This window comes from Vreelandella sp. DA03-1M (assembly GCF_055725665.1).
Genome location: NZ_CM146798.1, coordinates 2,415,762 through 2,430,661 on the forward strand (window position 1 = coordinate 2,415,762; position 14,900 = coordinate 2,430,661).

Sequence of the window (14,900 nt, forward strand, 5' to 3'; positions counted from 1 at the left end):
CATTAAGGGAGCATTAAGGGGGTATACCCTAACCCATTGACACGTATCAATTTTTACCTTTAACAAAAGGCGTAACCTAAGCGTATTCCGACCATTCGCCCATGCGAATGCCGTTTAATTCGCCAAGGAGGCGCTATGGACGCAATACGCCGTTCGCTCTTGGGTCAAATGGCACGTTTAAGCGCCGGCGCTGCGCTGATACCGTTTTCAAGCCTTGCCCAAGCTGGCATCAATCAGCAACCTGCCCGCCGTGAAGGCGATCCCACTAAACGCTACGGCATGCTTGTCGATTTACGCCAGTGCATCGGGTGCCAAGCCTGTACGGTGTCGTGTCATATCGAAAACGCTGCACCACTGGGCCAATTCCGCACCACGGTTTCCCAATATGAAGTACAGCACCAGGAAAGCGGCGAGCTAGCCACCTTTATGCTGCCCCGGCTGTGTAACCACTGTGAAAACCCGCCCTGCATCCCGGCTTGCCCCGTAGAAGCCACTTACCAGCAGCAGGATGGCATTGTGGTGGTCGATAGTGACCGCTGCGTGGGATGTGCCTATTGCGTTAACGCCTGCCCCTACGATGCTCGCTTTATTAACCAACGCACGCAAACCGCCGACAAGTGCACCTTCTGCGCCCATCGTCTAGAAGTCGGTCTATTGCCCGCTTGCGTTGAGAGCTGCGTAGGTGGTGCCCGCGTGATTGGGGACATGCGCGATCCTCAAAGCCAAATCAGCCGCATGATTTACGAACATCGCGATGCATTGATGGTGCTACAACCCGAAAAACACACCCTTCCTCAGGTGTTCTACCTAGGCATGGATGAGCGCTTCACCACGCGTCCTACGGCAGAACCCGTTGCGCTGGAAGTACTCGACCCCCACGGTCAGGAGATGGGCTATGAATTCCACCATTGAGCTACTGGCACCGCGCTATGACATCGCCTGGTACCCGTGGGCGGTGCAGTACTTTTTCATGATTGCGGTTTCCTACGCCAGCCTGTGGCTAGCCGCCCCAGCACTGGTATTCGGCAAAAAAGCCTGGCTGCCTACCGCGCGTCTGGCGCTAATCGCTTGCGTTAGCACTACGCTGGTAGCGCCCGTTGCGCTACTCGCGGATTTGCACCAGCCGCTGCGGTTCTGGCACTTCTACGCTTACGCCAATAGCCACTCGTGGATGTCGATTGGCAGCGTTGTTCTGCCGCTTTATTTGGTTAGCGTGCTTGGCCTTGCTTGGCTGGCATGGCGGCCCGCGCTGCAGGCGCAGCGCAGCGCACCAGGACTCAGCGGCATGCTAGCTACCTGGCTTTCACTGGGCAGTGGCATAACGCCACGAGCACTGGTCGCCGTGGTAGGTCTGGCTGCGCTGGGGCTTTCCAGCGGCATTATGCTTTACACCGGTGCGGAGCTTGCAATCGTAAAAGCCCGCCCGCTTTGGAACACCGTATGGCTACCGCCTATGCTGGCGACCACGGGGTTTATCGCCGCCTCCGGGCTGGTATTAGTGCTGAACCGGGTTAGTGGGCTTTGTTCGCAAACCGCTATACGACAGATGCTGTATGTGCTGCTAGTGACCTGTGCACTAGCAGGCTTGGTTGCAATTAGCTGGTTTTTGGATGGCGTGAATGCCCACGTAGGCTCTGTTGCCGCCGCATTGGAATCCGTGCGTCATAGCGACTCGTGGCGCAATACCGCCCTATGGGGAGGGATTACCGGCTTAGCGCTCTTTGCCGCCGTGTTGTTTTTACTGACTCGCCCTACCCTGCGCCAGAAGCACGCGCGCGGTGTCCTAACCTCTAACCAGCCAGCACTGTTTGCCTGGGCATGGTTGTTAGGCCTCGTAGCCATACACATGGGCTGGATGTTCCGCTGGGTGGTGCTGATGGATGTTCAGCATGTGGCCCGCAACAGCGCAGGCTTTCATCACTACGGCATTCCCGCGGGCTCTTCCGGTATTTTAGGCATTGTTGGCACCTTCGGCCTCTGGCTCGCCGCTATTCTACTGATTGAACTGTTTATTCCCTGGCGGCAGGCCCAACAGGGCGGCCTTATAGCAACGCCCACTCACGCTACCCAAGATGCTTCTACTCATTCTCTCACCGCGAAAAAAGGAGCGTCTAGTCATGTCTAAGTCTGCTCAAGACCCGTCACGCCGCCGTTTTCTAAAAGGCGCTGCCGTCGCCGGTGGTGCAGCCACTTTTGCCGTGGGCTATGCCGACCCTTTGGCAAAAATGGCTAAGGGCATTACCGGTAGCGCGGGTGAAAAACCCAGGCACCATATTCATGGCAACTCGCTGACCCCAGAATATCGAGTCGATTTAGACACTGGCGAACTCACCTTAACCCCCGGCCAGCGAGTCGCCTTCACTATTTGCTACGGCTGTACCACACGGTGCGGCGTGAGAGTTAGGGTCGATGACGCCCTTGGCGAAGTACTGCGGGTATCAGGCAATCCCTACCACCCGCTGTCCACCGACGACCATTTACCCATGCGTACACCGGTGGCGGATGCACTGCGCAGTGTTAGCGCCTATGGCGAACAGGGCCAGACAAACCGCTCCACCGCCTGCGCCCGTGGCAACGCCATGATGAGCCAAATTACCAACCCTTTCCGTGTCGACCACTGTTTAAAACGAGTAGGCAAACGTGGTAGCCGTCAATGGCAGAAAATCTCCTTTGAGCAACTCATTGAAGAAATCTGCGAAGGCGGCGACCTGTTTAACGAAGGCCACGTTGATGGACTGCGCGATATTCGCGATCACGACACCCTGATCGACCCTGATAACCCTGAATATGGCCCCAAGGCCAACCAATTAATGGTGATGGAAGCCACTGACTACGGGCGCTCAGATCTACTCAAGCGCTTTACCCTCAATGCCTTTGCTACCCGCAATTATGGTCACCATGGCGCTTACTGCGGGTTGGCTTTCCGTATGGGATCTGGCGCGGTGATGAACAATATCGTCACCAACGCCCACGTTAAGCCGGATATCCAAAACGCACGTTTTATCATGTATATCGGCTGTGCGCCCAGCCAAGCGGGCAACCCGTTTAAGCGCCAAGGCCGTTTGATTGCCCAAGCCCGTGCAGCCGGTACGTTGGAGTACGTAGTGGTCGACCCAGCGCTCAATGCCGCCACCTCCCACGCAGCCGACAACAACCGCTGGGTGCCTATTCGTCCTGGGACAGACAGCGCTTTTGCCATGGCAATCATTCAGTGGCTACTTGACAACCAGGGCTATGCTAGCAACTTCCTAGCCCTGCCCGGCAAAGCCGCCGCCGATGCAGCGGGCGAAACCACCCACTCCAACGCCACTCATTTGGTAATTGACACTTATGAACACCCGCGCAGAGGTTATTTTCTTCGCGCCAGCGACCTGGGCCTAGCGGAAGCGGGTAGCGATGCTGACTCGCCGGTGGTAGTGGCCAATGGCGAACTCGCGCTAAGCGAAGAGGTGATGACCGCCGAGCTCTTTGCCGAACGTCCGGTTGAGCTTGCCGATGGCACCACCGTGACCGTCAAAAGCAGCCTGACGTTGCTAAGCGAATCTGCCCACGAGTACGACCTAGACACCTACGCAGAACATTGTGGCATTCCAAAGGCGACGATTATTGAATTGGCCAGCCGCTATGCCAGCCATGGCAGGAAAGCCGCGGTTAACTGTCACGGCGGCATGATGTCGGGTAACGGTTTCTATGCCGCGTTTAGCGTGCAAATGCTGAACCTACTGGCGGGCAACTACAACATGAAGGGTGGCAGCGCCGTGGGCGGTGGCACTTACAGCGGTACCGGCGAGGGCCCACGCTACGATTTAGCCAACTTTCCTGGTAAGCGCGCGCCGCAGGGGGTATTTCTATCCCGCTCGCGCTTCCCCTACGAAAAGTCTTCCGAGTATCAGCGCAAAGTCGCCGCAGGCGAAAACCCTTACCCGGCTAGAGCGCCGTGGCGCTCGCTGGCGCCGCCGACGCTCACAGAGCACCTACCCTCGGCACTAGATGGCTATCCTTACCCCATCAAAGCGGTGATTGGCTGTATGGCTAACCCGATTTACGGTCAGGCTGGCCTAAAAGGCGTCATTGTCGATAAGCTGAAAGACCCCAAACGGCTGGGACTCTTTGTTGCCGTGGATGGCTTTATCAATGAAACCAACCGCTACGCCGACTACATTGTGCCTGATTCCGTGATGTACGAGGTCTGGGGCTTTACGGGCGCGTGGAAAGGCACCCTAGGCAAGCTGACCACCGCCTGCTGGCCCGTGGTGGAGCCGCGCCAGCAAAAAACCGCTGAGGGCGAACCGGTGTCTATGGACAGCTTTTTTATCGCTGTGGCCAAACGGCTTGGCCTGCCCGGCTTTGGCGACAACGCAATTCCCGATGCCCAGGGCAATCTGCACCCGCTCAATCGCGCAGAGGATTATTATCTGCGGGCCGCGGCCAATATCGCTTTTCAAGAAGAACCATTGCCAGAAGCCGACGATGCTGATGTTGCCCATGGAGGCATTGCCCCACTGGTGCCTAAAATCGCACGAACGCTAAAAACTGATGAACGCGCTCGAGTCGCCTATCTCTATGCCCGGGGTGGACGCTTTGAAGATGCCAGCGAGCACTTCATCGGTGAAAAATTGAAATACCAGTGGAAGCAAACGCTATGTGTTTACAACGAATCAGTCGGCACCAGCATTGATACCACTAATGGCCTGCCCAATAGCGGCGTCCCCTGCCATAAGCTGCCTCAGATGGCGAACAAGCAACCCATGCGCGAGGTGTTTTCGGAGCAAGAGTGGCCGCTGTTGGCGTTCTCGTTCAAATCCAACCTGATGAACTCTTACGCTATCGGCAGTGAGCGGCTGCGTATGATCAAGCCTTACAACCCGATACAGATGCACCGCCAAGACGCAGAGCGCTTTGGTATCCAGCACGGCGATACCATTCGCATAGAAAGCCCTGGCGGAAGCGTAGTCGGGTTGGCGCTAGTCAGTGAAAGCGTAATACCTGGTGCCTTGGGCATTGAGCACGGCTATGGCCACCGGGATTTAGGCGCAACGCCACATATTATCGACGGTGAATCTCAACCGGATATGCCTTGGATGCGCGCGGGTATCAATATCAACGATCTAGGCTTTAAGGACCCCACGAGGAATGTGGATGGCACTTGGCTTGAGCCCATCAGCGGGGCCAGCGTGCGCCAGGGTTTGCCGGTAAGGGTTAGTCGAGTTTAGCTGAGAATCGTTTTTCAGAGCTGATGGATCATTCGGTGGGAATTACTGCAGAGCTTCCTAACGAATGAGTGATGCAGATCATTGATACATTTTCAAACTTTACTTCTGACTTTTTATAAAGGGCATTTCTGTTAAGTAAGACAAAATGTTTATGGCTTTCTTACGCAAAAAGAAAATAATTGAATAAGAATATTCCCAAAAGACATATACTATCCCACGCTGAAGGAGTCTTTCATGCAAAAATCACCGTTATTAACACGAAGAGAGTTATTGAAAGTTGGCTCTGGGCTGAGTGTGGGTAGCTTACTACCGTTCAGCGGGTTATCTGCTAGCACTCTGCGAACACAAGCACATATCGTGATTGTTGGTGGCGGTGCAGCAGGCATGGCAATGGTGAACCGACTCGCCAGACGCCTACGGGGAGGAACTATCACACTCGTGGAACCTCGCGAAACTCACCACTACCAACCGGGCTGGACAATGGTAGCTTCTGGGATATGGGCGGCAGAAAGAACAACGCGCCTTAATGCACAGTTTCTTCCACGAGGAGTCAAATGGTTGCGTGACTACGCAGACAGCATTGATGCTGACAGCAAGCGTATAACTCTCGTCAGTGGCGAAACGCTGGAATACGATTTCTTAATTGTGGCCTCCGGCATTCAGCTCAATTACCACTTGATCGATGGTATGACACCAGCGTTGGTGGGGCAGCACGGGATTGGCAGTGTGTATGCAGGTATCGAGGGAGCATCACGCACTAACCAGGCCATTCAAACGTGGCTCCAGAGCGGTCATGGAAGAGGAATATTTACCGCGGCCCCAACACCCGTAAAGTGCGCCGGGGCACCGCTAAAAATGACATTCACAACACTAAGTCGTTTAGAAGACACCGGGCGACGTGACGCTTTTGATGTGGACTATATGGCTCCCGGCGCTAGTCTTTTCTCTCAACCCTGGGTCGATGAGTTCGTTAAGCAGCGCTTTGATAGCCAAGGCGTTAACCGACGTCACCACTATCGACTCTCCGCCATTGACCCTCAAGCCAAACAGGCTGAATTTGCTTTTGTAGGGCCTGAAAGCGAGTTCACATCCCACCACCAACTTCGAGAAGCTGAATTCAGACGCGATGACCAGCCAACAGTCATCGCAGACTACGACTTTCTTCATGTCGTGCCTCCCATGAGTGCCCATGATTTTGTCAAACAGAGTGCTCTCATCGCACAAGACGGTCCGTTTAGGGGCGAGTGGTTAGATGTTGATATCCACACGCTGCAGCACAACCGTTACCCCGAGGTATTTGGCATTGGCGATGTGATTGGTGCCCCAATTAATAAAACAGCCGCCAGCGTTAAAGCGCAAGCACCGGTAGTCGAAGAGAACCTACTTGCCGTGATGCAAGGGAATGCGCTTCCTGCAAGCCATAGCGGTTATACCTCGTGCCCCATGATTACCGGCATAGGCAAGGCCATGCTGGTAGAGTTTGGTTACGCCGATAACTTCGCATTTATGCCTTCATTCCCTTTTATTGATCCCACTGAAGAGTCCTGGGCCGTATGGGTAATGAAAGACCGCATGCTTCAACCCGCTTACTATGCTGTGCTTGAAGGCAAAGCATAAGGAGAGCTGACATGTCCATTAACGGTATGCTGACCATATTGATGTACGCCTTAGCACCCTTTAGGTGGCTGCTCATAATGGGATTAATCATTATCATCGCCCTGCACCTGCTCACTTATCGACGCGGCTATAAGATCACTCACCACCGTAGCCGTCTCACCAACCTATTAGCCCTATTAATCGGGCTAACAGCCATACTCTGGATTCCTTGGCTCACTCACTCGACGCTTGGCTATGTAGCAACAGTATTTGACTGGATAGCGCTGCTAGGTGCTGCTGCTGCCACGAGTGTTATGGCATTTATCATCTTGCATCCCTTGAGCTATTTGATTAGCTTTCGGGACAAGGAATGACCTTACCAATGACAGCACGTGAAGGATTAGCGTTTGCTAACCCCAGTCAAACGGCTCATATAAGAGTGATGCACCGTCCCTTCGCGCCTCATGTGCACAGGGAGCTGTTGTAGGTGCCTACATCCAGAGGTTTGCCGTTGAAGATTTTCGCTATGTCGGCGGTGCGCTCGACTGGTTAACGCCTTTCACAGTGCTAACAGGGTTAGGGCTGATGGCAGGCTATGCTCTCCCTGGCTCATTATGAAAACAGAGGGGCATGTACAGCAATGGGCCTATGCGATTACACCAAAGTTGTTGTTAGCAGTACTGGTCGTGTTTGCCATGGTGAGCACCTGGACACCACTTGTTAGCCCTGAGGTATATAGTCGCTGGCTGGAACAGTTCCAGCTTATTTGGGTCTTTCCCCTGCTGACCTTAGTGTGCTCAAGCATGGCTTACCGAACGATGAAGCGCCAAGATGAAGGCCTCGCTTTCGTCATGTCTCTTGGCATCTTCCTGTTTACCTACCTTGGGCTAATTGCAAGTAAGTGGCCCGTGATTGTGCCGCCTAACTACACCATTTGGGATGCCTCTTCTGCACCGGAATCCCAGCTGTTTCTGTTGATAGGCTTTCTGTGTGTTATTCCCATTGTGCTGGCCTACACCGCATGGTTCTACTGGGTGTTTCGCGGTAAGGTCAAAGTGGGAGAAGGCTATCACTGATCTGACTACCCTCAGTTCACTTTAAGGAGAGCGCTATGCATAAAGATTGGCAAAAAACGACCCAAGACCTTTCGGCACTAATGCAGGATATCGGCAAAGACATTCCCGATGTTGCCAAAGGCTTTAACCAAATGGCTAAGGGGGCGAATAAAGACGGTGTCCTTTCACACAAATACAAAGAATTGATGGCGTTAGCAATTGGTATTAGCGTGCGTTGCGATGGGTGCATTGCGTTCCACGCAAAAGCTGTTGCGGAGCTTGGAGCAACACGCGAAGAAGTGATGGAGATGCTAGGCGTTTGTATGTATATGGGCGGTGGGCCAGCTTTCACCTATGCTGCCCAAGCCCTTGAGGCGTTCGATAGTTTCGCCAGTCAAGACTAAGCGGCCTTGTCATGCGTCCCCACCATCACACCCTAGCGATGTGACTAGTCTAAAGATTTACCTACAGTCTGCTCCTTATCATCAGTACTGATGGCTGCTGCTTCAGATATCAAGTGCTTTGCAACTCTCTCAACAGCTGCTGCTGACATGCCATTTGCTTGATACTGGCAAAGATACAAAGCACCAATCGACAAGAATGTCGTACGCTCAGTTGACACATTCAGCTCCTTGGCTGTTTGAGATATTACAGAACTAAATCTTGCAATATCAGCTGATGTTAAATTACCAGGGTTTTCCCTCATCTCCTGCAACATGGCTCCAGAAAGGCTCGCGGATGTGTTTGAACTTAAATTATTCATGCTAAGTGCAGCTTGCATACATGCCTTGGTGCTATCACCAGGAACCACAAGTGCAGCAGATAGATCGTTCTTCCAAGCCATCACCCCAGCTCCGGTTTTAGAAAATTCAGAGTGGGTAGAGCAACCAGAAAGCACGAATGCAAGAGGGAGATACAAAGACTTATTCACAGCATCCTCCTTAGAATAAAGATGTTTTTTTCGAAGAAAGGCGAAATTATTCCTACAATTTTGCCTAAAAACTTACCGTCTCATTAAAATTAGTCGACATTCACCTTAAAACCAAATTTCCCTCACAAGAATCATAGCGACGCCGCTAAAGAAGAGATCGCCGCCGAGTTCGCCAAGCTTGTCACGGGCGGCTGGACAGAGAGTGAGTGCCTGCTGGGCACCTTCCAGCCTTAATAAGCAGCACACAACCACGTAGGGCCTTCAGGCCCTTTTTATTTGGAGGCCACATGGCTCAAAAATTACGCGACATTGCTGTTAAGACTGGTGAATACCAGGATCAACGTAAGCGCCCATAAATCGGCACCTACAGCCACGCCCTGAAATTGCCCACACTGATTTCCTCATAAACACCAGGAGGAATCAGCATGACACACGCCGAACGCAAACGTCTCTGGCAGCAGCATATCGAGGACTGGCAGGCGTCGGGTTTGTCCGGCATGGCCTACTGCCAGCAGCAATCACTGACTTATTGCCGCTTTGTTTACTGGCGCAAAAAGCTGGCCGAACCGGAGACAGCGGTTCCGGAGCAACCCGTGTCGTCGCCTGGGTTTGCCAAGGTATCGGCAGTGCCTGGTCCGGAGTCGTCAGAAGGATTAACGGTGTCATTGCCCGGCGGCGTCTCGATCACCGGCCTGCACGCTGGCAATGTGGAGTTGCTCGGTGCCGTGCTGAGGCAACTGTAATGCGCCACCGCTATCTGCGCCCCTCCTGGGACCTGCCGGAGATATACCTGTATCGACAGCCTGTCGATTTCCGCAAGCAGGCCAATGGGCTGGCGCTGATTGTCGAGCAGGAGCTGGGGCACAGCCCGTTCTCCGGCGCGCTTTATGCGTTCACCAACCGGCAGCGCAACAAGATTAAGTGTCTGATGTGGGAAGACAACGGCTTTGTGCTTTACTACAAGTCTCTGGCCGAGGAAAAATTTAAATGGCCGGGCCCGTCGGATGAGCTGATGCCGCTGAACGGCGAGCAGATCAACTGGTTGCTGGACGGCTACGACATCACCCTGCTGCAGGGCCATAAAACCCTGCATTATGAGAGCGTTGGGTAGCACTTTTTAAGTGTGTCAGGGCGTTGTTTTTGCTATCATTTCGCCATGAAAACAATGCCTGATAACACGCCCAAAACACCCGATTTCAGCGGTCTCTCGCCCGCTGAAATGGCGGCGGTTATCAACGATTTGCAGGAACAACTGGCCGCGAAAGAAGCGGCTCTGCAGAGTCAGTTGCAGCAGCATGATGAGGCCCTCCGGCGTCGCGACAATTACATCGCCATTCTCGAAGAGCTGCTGCGTCACAAGAAGATCCAGCAGTTCGCCGCAAGCAGTGAAAAACAGCCCAACCAGATCGTGTTGTTCGATGAAGCCGAGCTGGAAGTGGCGATTGACGAACTACGCGACGAACTCCCTGACGATGTGGAAGAAGCCGATGCGCCGCCTCGCTCCCGCAAGCGCCGCCAACGCGGCTTCTCCGACACGCTTTTGCGTGAGCGTATTGAGCTGACCCTCAGCGACGACGAGAAAGCCGGCGCCAGCAAGACCTTCTTCACCAAAGTGAAAGAAGAGCTGGAGTATATCCCGGCCCAACTGAAAGTCCTGGAGTACTGGCAGGAAAAGGCGGTGTTCGAACAAGACGGCCAAGAGCATGTCATTGCGGCCGCCCGGTCCAAGCACCCACTGGGCAAGTGCATTGCCACACCGTCACTACTGGCTTACCTGATCACCTCCAAGTACGCCGATGGCCTGCCACTGTACCGGCAGGAGCAGATGTTCAAGCGCCTGGGTCATGACCTGAGCCGCACCAGCATGGCCCACTGGATCATCCGCCTGAACGACGTGTTCAAACCGCTGATGACCCTGATACGTGAAACCCAGAACGGCAGTGACTACCTGCAGGCCGATGAAACCCGGATCCAGGTGCTCAAGGAGGATGGCAAAAAAGCCCAATCGGACAAGTGGATGTGGGTGACCCGGGGTGGTCCACCGGGAAAACCCTCGGTGCTGTTCGAGTATGATCCATCACGAGGTGGCAAGGTGCCGGTGCGCCTGCTGGATGACTTCCAGGGCATCCTGCAAGCCGATGGCTATTCCGGCTATGGACAAGTCTGCCGTGAAAACGGCCTGACCCGCATCGGTTGTTGGGACCATGCCCGACGCAAGTTCGTGGAAGCCTCCCGGGCCGCGCCAGCCAAGGGCAAAAAAGGCCAGCCATCGAAAGCCGATGTGGCCCTCAGCCACATCCGCAAACTGTACGCCGTCGAGAAAGCCGCGAACGAACTGAGCGACGCCGAGCGCTATCGCGTGCGCCAGGAAAAAAGCCTGCCGCTGCTGAATGCCTTCAAGGCCTGGCTGGATAAAAACACCAGCAAAGTACTGAAGGGCTCGCTCACCCGCAAGGCGATGGATTACACCCTGAACCAGTGGGATACCCTGGTGGGCTACTGTGAACGTGGCGACCTGAAAATCAGCAACGCGGGTGCCGAGAATGCCATCCGCCCGTTCGCTCTGGGAAGAAAAGCCTGGCTGTTCGCCGATACCTCGCAGGGCGCGAAAGCCAGCGCCACCTGTTACTCGCTGATCGAAACGGCCAAGGCCAACGGACTGGAGCCGTCGGCTTACATCCATCATGTGCTGACGCACATCGCCGATGCAGTTACCCTCGAACAACTCGAAACGCTCTTACCCTGGAATGCAGAGCTGCCAGCTTTAAAAAATGTGGCTCAATACGGTTAGGGCAAGTGGGTCGGTTTAATGGCGCTTACGGATCAACAATCAGGGCAAACAAAAGGTCGCTGGCAGAATGTCGGTGCCTTGATGAAGAACGACGACGGTAGCGAGTTCATTATCCTACACCGTTGGTTTAACCCTGCAGGGCTACCCAATCCAGACAACCGCGACAGCGTGGCTATGTCTTGTTTCAAACCGAACCGGCAGCAAGGTAATGGTCAGGCACCTGCTAATAATGGCGGTTACCAACAACCACACCAGAACCAGCGTCGATCCCAAGGACAGCCACCGCAACAAGGGCAGCAGCTCCCCTACGGCGCGCCTAACCCTGCTCAATATGACGACTTCGACGACGACATTCCTTTTTAAATAACTCAGCGCGCCTAACCGTTTGCACGTCGGTTCGGGAGGCGCGCGATTTATCTGTACCAATAAGCCAGTGCAGCGGAGATATGCCGCCCTCCTTGGCTCTACCCCGCAAATGCTGGCATGGGGTCAGCGCTTGCGTGCCGAGTTGACTGTTAATCAGTAGGCATAGGCAAAGCCGGTTGCCCCACGAGACGGGGCACTTTTCTTCTTGCAGAAAGTCAAAAACTATGGAAACCTATGTTTAGGCGTTCGGTAGGCGCCTGCTCTCCACTAAAGCGAACCTCTATCGTGAACGAACTAAAAAGCAATCTAATATTTCTAGGATTGTGTGAGTGGAGCATCAATTCAATGCTTTGGAGTACTCTAAATGAGTTCAAATACTGTTAGCACAGCAGAGTTTTTTAGCAGAGTTCTTACTTGTAAAGAATTTGCTAGAAACGAAAAAAACGATTTTCCTACTCTCAAATATAGCCAAATTCTAGATGTCGCCGCTGAGCAATTTTTTGGCTACAAAAAATTTCATCTCATCAAAGCTGAATACCGGAAAAAAATTGACGGCGCAGCGCTCGTGTCGGAAAGTGGTACAGCGAAATGCCCAATCTGTGACTTAACTTTTTCTCCTCAAGATCAATCTGATGTTAGTGAGCATCGGAAAATTCACGAGCGATTTGATAAATATTACCTTGCTACTAGCTACGCACCTGCGGGTTACGCGGAGCGTGAGTCATTAAAAGCAAACGCCCATAAACTTCTTAAGAACGAAGATACCGATACTGAAATTGCTCATTGGGAGATAATTTTTAGATCTTGGTTTGACAGATCTTTGAGTAGTGCAATTAGAGGAGGTTTTGGGCTAAAACACCCTGAGTATCAAGAATATTGCTCGATGGTAGTTAGTGACCTTTCGCCAAAACCTGCATGCATTAACCGGCTAATAGAGAAATTTGGCACTCAACCTGGCGTAATACCTGCGGGCCAAACCTTCTGGTCTCCATAGCACTAAGTTAGCGAATATATACTTTTCATAGGCCACCTTTCGAGGTGGCTTTTTTATGGGCGCTCGTTCTGAATCCCTCTTTAAACCGCAGCCAGCGCTACGCTAAGTGATAGGTGACTTTTACAAGGAAAAGATCAAAAGATCTTCGTCACAGGTTGAAAGCATCGGGCAATCATACTCGGAACGAGCCTCTTTTATTCTCTCTCGTGTCCGATCCACATCAAATGATGCCTTTCGCAGCATGCGAAAAAGGCTTCCGGATATGCCAAATGGTCCGCAACTGGAACACCTATAGGAAGTGAAGTCCCCAGTGGCAGGCATAGATTCGGCGTTATCGCTACATATCGGGCATTCCATGGGCTTCTCCTAAAAATGACTTATTAGGCATGTCACCATGGCATGCGGATCATATCAACCGGAAATTAACAGCCGCCCACAACGAGGCTGCTTTTTAGTGCCGAGAAGGAAAGTATGCATACGACCCTCAGCGAGCTAACCGAGGCAGAGGAGCAATGACCTACTACCCCAAAGACATGATGTGCATGGCCTGCCGACACGCCTTTGCCGATTGTGGCCACCTACCCTTCTCTACTATGCCGCCGATGAGCAAGAGCAAGCGCCGCGTCATCGTGAGCTGCACGGAGTTTGAGCATGCTAACCGACCTACCCAACGCAAAGCGGATAGCAGCGCTAGTGAGAAAGCGGCGGCTCATACCTGATACGCCCCACTGACGTTTGTCGACCCGGCTTTTTAAAGACTATTGTCTTGGCTTAGATGCAACCACCGTATGTACTGAGTCGCCACAAGAGTAAATAACCCTTTTTGGAGAAGGCTGACGCTGGATTAAAAGGTGATTATGATATGCGCTGGCATTCTTGTTCAAGAAGGAAGCAATTATCTCATCGCCTGTAAGCTCGGCATACCGTGCTGTTAAACAGCACATCATCTGATCAAGTCTATTAGTTCCTATCGATCCCATTTTGATGGTCTTTGAAAATAACACTTTTGTCCCATCGTAAACCGTTATTTCGTAGTCAATAGCCATCAGCTAATCCCGCTTTAATTTCTATATAGCTTAACCAATATTCCGCCGTTGAGCGGTTTTTTTTACGCCCGCAGGCCCTGCTCGGGCCTCGCGGTCCACCTATGGAGACGTCACCATAGCCCTGTTGTTAACGTCGGAAGAGCTCGAAAACCTGACTGGCCGCAAGCGTTGCAAAGAACAATGCGCGGCGCTTGATGCCATGGGGGTCCGATGGAAAGTAAATGCTAGAGGTGCGCTGATTGTTGGCCGTCGGCATGTTGAACAAGTGCTATGCGGCGAGGCTGCCAACCAAGCACCAGAAACCAAGCGACCTAAATTTGAGGCCTTACAAGCATGAGTCAAGACAACCCAGGCATTCCCCGGGTGTATTGGAAAAGCGGCGCCTGGCGCTATAAGTGCAACGCCCGCCAGAAGGCACTGGTGGGCAAAAGCTGGATACGGCTCGGGGAGACAGCCAAAGAAGCCGAAGCCGCCTATGATCAATGGCACGAGCGGTTATTCCCTAAGGCAGGCATGGGCCGAATCTTTGACCGCTACGAAGCCGAGATCATTCCCGCCAAGCCATCAGAGGCAACGCGGGAATCAAACCTGCAGGAGCTAAAGAAGCTGCGCGCCGTGTTTGCAGAGTACGAGCCCGGCGATATAACGGTGCACGACGTTTATCGTTATATGGATGCCCGCGGCGTGCAGTCCAAGACTCAGGCCAATCATGAGCTGTCCACGCTCAAGCATATCTTTCGTTACGCCCAGCGCTGGGAAATTGTCGAGCACAACCCTGCGGATCCAGTGCCCAAGCTCAAGCTCATGCCTCGCGACCGCTACATTACCCATTCAGAGTTCACGCGCTTTCTGAAATACACATCGCCCTGGGTGAGACGGTAGCCCTATTTAAGTACAAAACGGGATTG

16 protein-coding genes and 1 pseudogene are annotated in these 14,900 nt (G+C 53.2%); 15 read left to right on the forward strand and 2 right to left on the reverse strand.

Features of this window, described 5'->3' with window-relative positions; translation table 11 throughout:
* Nucleotides 1-135 precede the first annotated feature (135 nt).
* The 7 genes and pseudogenes from dsrO (at nucleotide 136) to ACXUPB_RS11295 (ending at nucleotide 8,268) form a co-directional block, all read left to right on the forward strand.
* Nucleotides 136-912: a sulfate reduction electron transfer complex DsrMKJOP subunit DsrO gene (dsrO, locus tag ACXUPB_RS11265; RefSeq protein ID WP_472952451.1), complete on the forward strand. Its 777-nt coding sequence runs from the start codon at nucleotides 136-138 to the stop codon at nucleotides 910-912.
* Entirely contained in the window at nucleotides 896-2,125 is a 1,230-nt protein-coding gene (gene nrfD, locus ACXUPB_RS11270; RefSeq protein ID WP_035558056.1) for an NrfD/PsrC family molybdoenzyme membrane anchor subunit, read from the forward strand. Before dsrO ends, nrfD begins: the two co-directional genes overlap by 17 nt.
* A complete protein-coding gene (locus tag ACXUPB_RS11275) occupies nucleotides 2,118-5,213 on the forward strand; it encodes a molybdopterin dinucleotide binding domain-containing protein (protein WP_472952454.1) in 3,096 nt (1,031 codons plus the stop codon). The genes nrfD and ACXUPB_RS11275 overlap by 8 nt, the downstream gene beginning before the upstream one ends.
* A 234-nt stretch (nucleotides 5,214-5,447) precedes the next feature.
* The gene (locus tag ACXUPB_RS11280; RefSeq protein WP_339935273.1) at nucleotides 5,448-6,830 is read left to right on the forward strand and encodes an NAD(P)/FAD-dependent oxidoreductase; all 1,383 of its coding nucleotides are present in this window, start codon (nucleotides 5,448-5,450) and stop codon (nucleotides 6,828-6,830) included.
* Nucleotides 6,831-6,841: 11 nt separating this feature from the next.
* Nucleotides 6,842-7,183 carry a DUF5368 family protein gene (locus ACXUPB_RS11285; protein WP_035558047.1) on the forward strand — a complete coding sequence of 114 codons (342 nt, stop codon included), beginning with the start codon at nucleotides 6,842-6,844 and terminating at the stop codon, nucleotides 7,181-7,183.
* Nucleotides 7,184-7,268: 85 nt separating this feature from the next.
* Nucleotides 7,269-7,885, forward strand: a pseudogene (locus ACXUPB_RS11290) (cytochrome d ubiquinol oxidase subunit II); the annotation flags it as partial.
* 35 nt (nucleotides 7,886-7,920) lie between these two features.
* Nucleotides 7,921-8,268, forward strand: a complete 348-nt coding sequence (locus tag ACXUPB_RS11295) for a carboxymuconolactone decarboxylase family protein (protein ID WP_179915082.1) — start codon at nucleotides 7,921-7,923, stop codon at nucleotides 8,266-8,268.
* 44 nt (nucleotides 8,269-8,312) lie between these two features.
* Here ACXUPB_RS11295 and ACXUPB_RS11300 read toward each other — a convergent pair whose 3' ends face one another.
* Nucleotides 8,313-8,795 (reverse strand): hypothetical protein, encoded by a 483-nt coding sequence (locus ACXUPB_RS11300; RefSeq protein ID WP_472952458.1) that lies wholly within the window; start codon nucleotides 8,793-8,795, stop codon nucleotides 8,313-8,315.
* A gap of 425 nt (nucleotides 8,796-9,220) precedes the next feature.
* Between ACXUPB_RS11300 and tnpA the strand changes: the two genes are divergently transcribed.
* The 6 genes from tnpA (at nucleotide 9,221) to ACXUPB_RS11330 (ending at nucleotide 13,665) form a co-directional block, all read left to right on the forward strand.
* Complete coding sequence (gene tnpA, locus ACXUPB_RS11305; RefSeq protein ID WP_035565170.1) at nucleotides 9,221-9,538, forward strand: IS66 family insertion sequence element accessory protein TnpA; 318 nt, start codon at nucleotides 9,221-9,223, stop codon at nucleotides 9,536-9,538.
* On the forward strand, nucleotides 9,538-9,906 hold the full coding sequence (gene tnpB / locus ACXUPB_RS11310; protein ID WP_035565167.1) for an IS66 family insertion sequence element accessory protein TnpB: 369 nt from the start codon (nucleotides 9,538-9,540) through the stop codon (nucleotides 9,904-9,906). The genes tnpA and tnpB overlap by 1 nt, the downstream gene beginning before the upstream one ends.
* A gap of 45 nt (nucleotides 9,907-9,951) precedes the next feature.
* Entirely contained in the window at nucleotides 9,952-11,586 is a 1,635-nt protein-coding gene (tnpC, locus tag ACXUPB_RS11315; RefSeq protein WP_035565164.1) for an IS66 family transposase, read from the forward strand.
* Between the two features lie 18 nt (nucleotides 11,587-11,604).
* Nucleotides 11,605-11,949: a hypothetical protein gene (locus ACXUPB_RS11320; RefSeq protein ID WP_472952461.1), complete on the forward strand. Its 345-nt coding sequence runs from the start codon at nucleotides 11,605-11,607 to the stop codon at nucleotides 11,947-11,949.
* 367 nt (nucleotides 11,950-12,316) lie between these two features.
* The gene (locus tag ACXUPB_RS11325) at nucleotides 12,317-12,946 is read left to right on the forward strand and encodes a hypothetical protein (protein ID WP_472952462.1); all 630 of its coding nucleotides are present in this window, start codon (nucleotides 12,317-12,319) and stop codon (nucleotides 12,944-12,946) included.
* 512 nt (nucleotides 12,947-13,458) lie between these two features.
* The gene (locus tag ACXUPB_RS11330) at nucleotides 13,459-13,665 is read left to right on the forward strand and encodes a hypothetical protein (protein ID WP_472952463.1); all 207 of its coding nucleotides are present in this window, start codon (nucleotides 13,459-13,461) and stop codon (nucleotides 13,663-13,665) included.
* A gap of 39 nt (nucleotides 13,666-13,704) precedes the next feature.
* On the opposite strand, the gene ACXUPB_RS11335 is transcribed toward ACXUPB_RS11330, so the two are convergent.
* The gene (locus ACXUPB_RS11335) at nucleotides 13,705-13,992 is read right to left on the reverse strand and encodes a hypothetical protein (RefSeq protein WP_472952465.1); all 288 of its coding nucleotides are present in this window, start codon (nucleotides 13,990-13,992) and stop codon (nucleotides 13,705-13,707) included.
* A 124-nt stretch (nucleotides 13,993-14,116) separates the two neighbouring features.
* On the opposite strand from ACXUPB_RS11335, the gene ACXUPB_RS11340 reads away from it, so the two are divergent.
* Both ACXUPB_RS11340 and ACXUPB_RS11345 read left to right on the forward strand, forming a co-directional pair.
* Nucleotides 14,117-14,329, forward strand: coding sequence for a DUF4224 domain-containing protein (locus tag ACXUPB_RS11340; RefSeq protein WP_472952467.1), 213 nt, complete (start codon nucleotides 14,117-14,119; stop codon nucleotides 14,327-14,329).
* Nucleotides 14,326-14,874 (forward strand): hypothetical protein, encoded by a 549-nt coding sequence (locus ACXUPB_RS11345; protein ID WP_472952469.1) that lies wholly within the window; start codon nucleotides 14,326-14,328, stop codon nucleotides 14,872-14,874. Before ACXUPB_RS11340 ends, ACXUPB_RS11345 begins: the two co-directional genes overlap by 4 nt.
* Nucleotides 14,875-14,900 lie beyond the last annotated feature (26 nt).

Bases quoted from the DNA above. Each gene is read 5' to 3' on its own strand.
- dsrO (WP_472952451.1), top strand. From the start codon at position 136: ATGGACGCAATACGCCGTTCGCTCTTGGGTCAAATGGCACGTTTAAGC.
- nrfD (WP_035558056.1), top strand. From the start codon at position 896: ATGAATTCCACCATTGAGCTACTGGCACCGCGCTATGACATCGCCTGG.
- ACXUPB_RS11275 (WP_472952454.1), top strand. From the start codon at position 2,118: ATGTCTAAGTCTGCTCAAGACCCGTCACGCCGCCGTTTTCTAAAAGGC.
- ACXUPB_RS11280 (WP_339935273.1), top strand. From the start codon at position 5,448: ATGCAAAAATCACCGTTATTAACACGAAGAGAGTTATTGAAAGTTGGC.
- ACXUPB_RS11285 (WP_035558047.1), top strand. From the start codon at position 6,842: ATGTCCATTAACGGTATGCTGACCATATTGATGTACGCCTTAGCACCC.
- ACXUPB_RS11295 (WP_179915082.1), top strand. From the start codon at position 7,921: ATGCATAAAGATTGGCAAAAAACGACCCAAGACCTTTCGGCACTAATG.
- tnpA (WP_035565170.1), top strand. From the start codon at position 9,221: ATGACACACGCCGAACGCAAACGTCTCTGGCAGCAGCATATCGAGGAC.
- tnpB (WP_035565167.1), top strand. From the start codon at position 9,538: ATGCGCCACCGCTATCTGCGCCCCTCCTGGGACCTGCCGGAGATATAC.
- tnpC (WP_035565164.1), top strand. From the start codon at position 9,952: ATGAAAACAATGCCTGATAACACGCCCAAAACACCCGATTTCAGCGGT.
- ACXUPB_RS11320 (WP_472952461.1), top strand. From the start codon at position 11,605: ATGGCGCTTACGGATCAACAATCAGGGCAAACAAAAGGTCGCTGGCAG.
- ACXUPB_RS11325 (WP_472952462.1), top strand. From the start codon at position 12,317: ATGAGTTCAAATACTGTTAGCACAGCAGAGTTTTTTAGCAGAGTTCTT.
- ACXUPB_RS11330 (WP_472952463.1), top strand. From the start codon at position 13,459: ATGACCTACTACCCCAAAGACATGATGTGCATGGCCTGCCGACACGCC.
- ACXUPB_RS11335 (WP_472952465.1), bottom strand. From the start codon at position 13,992: ATGGCTATTGACTACGAAATAACGGTTTACGATGGGACAAAAGTGTTA.
- ACXUPB_RS11345 (WP_472952469.1), top strand. From the start codon at position 14,326: ATGAGTCAAGACAACCCAGGCATTCCCCGGGTGTATTGGAAAAGCGGC.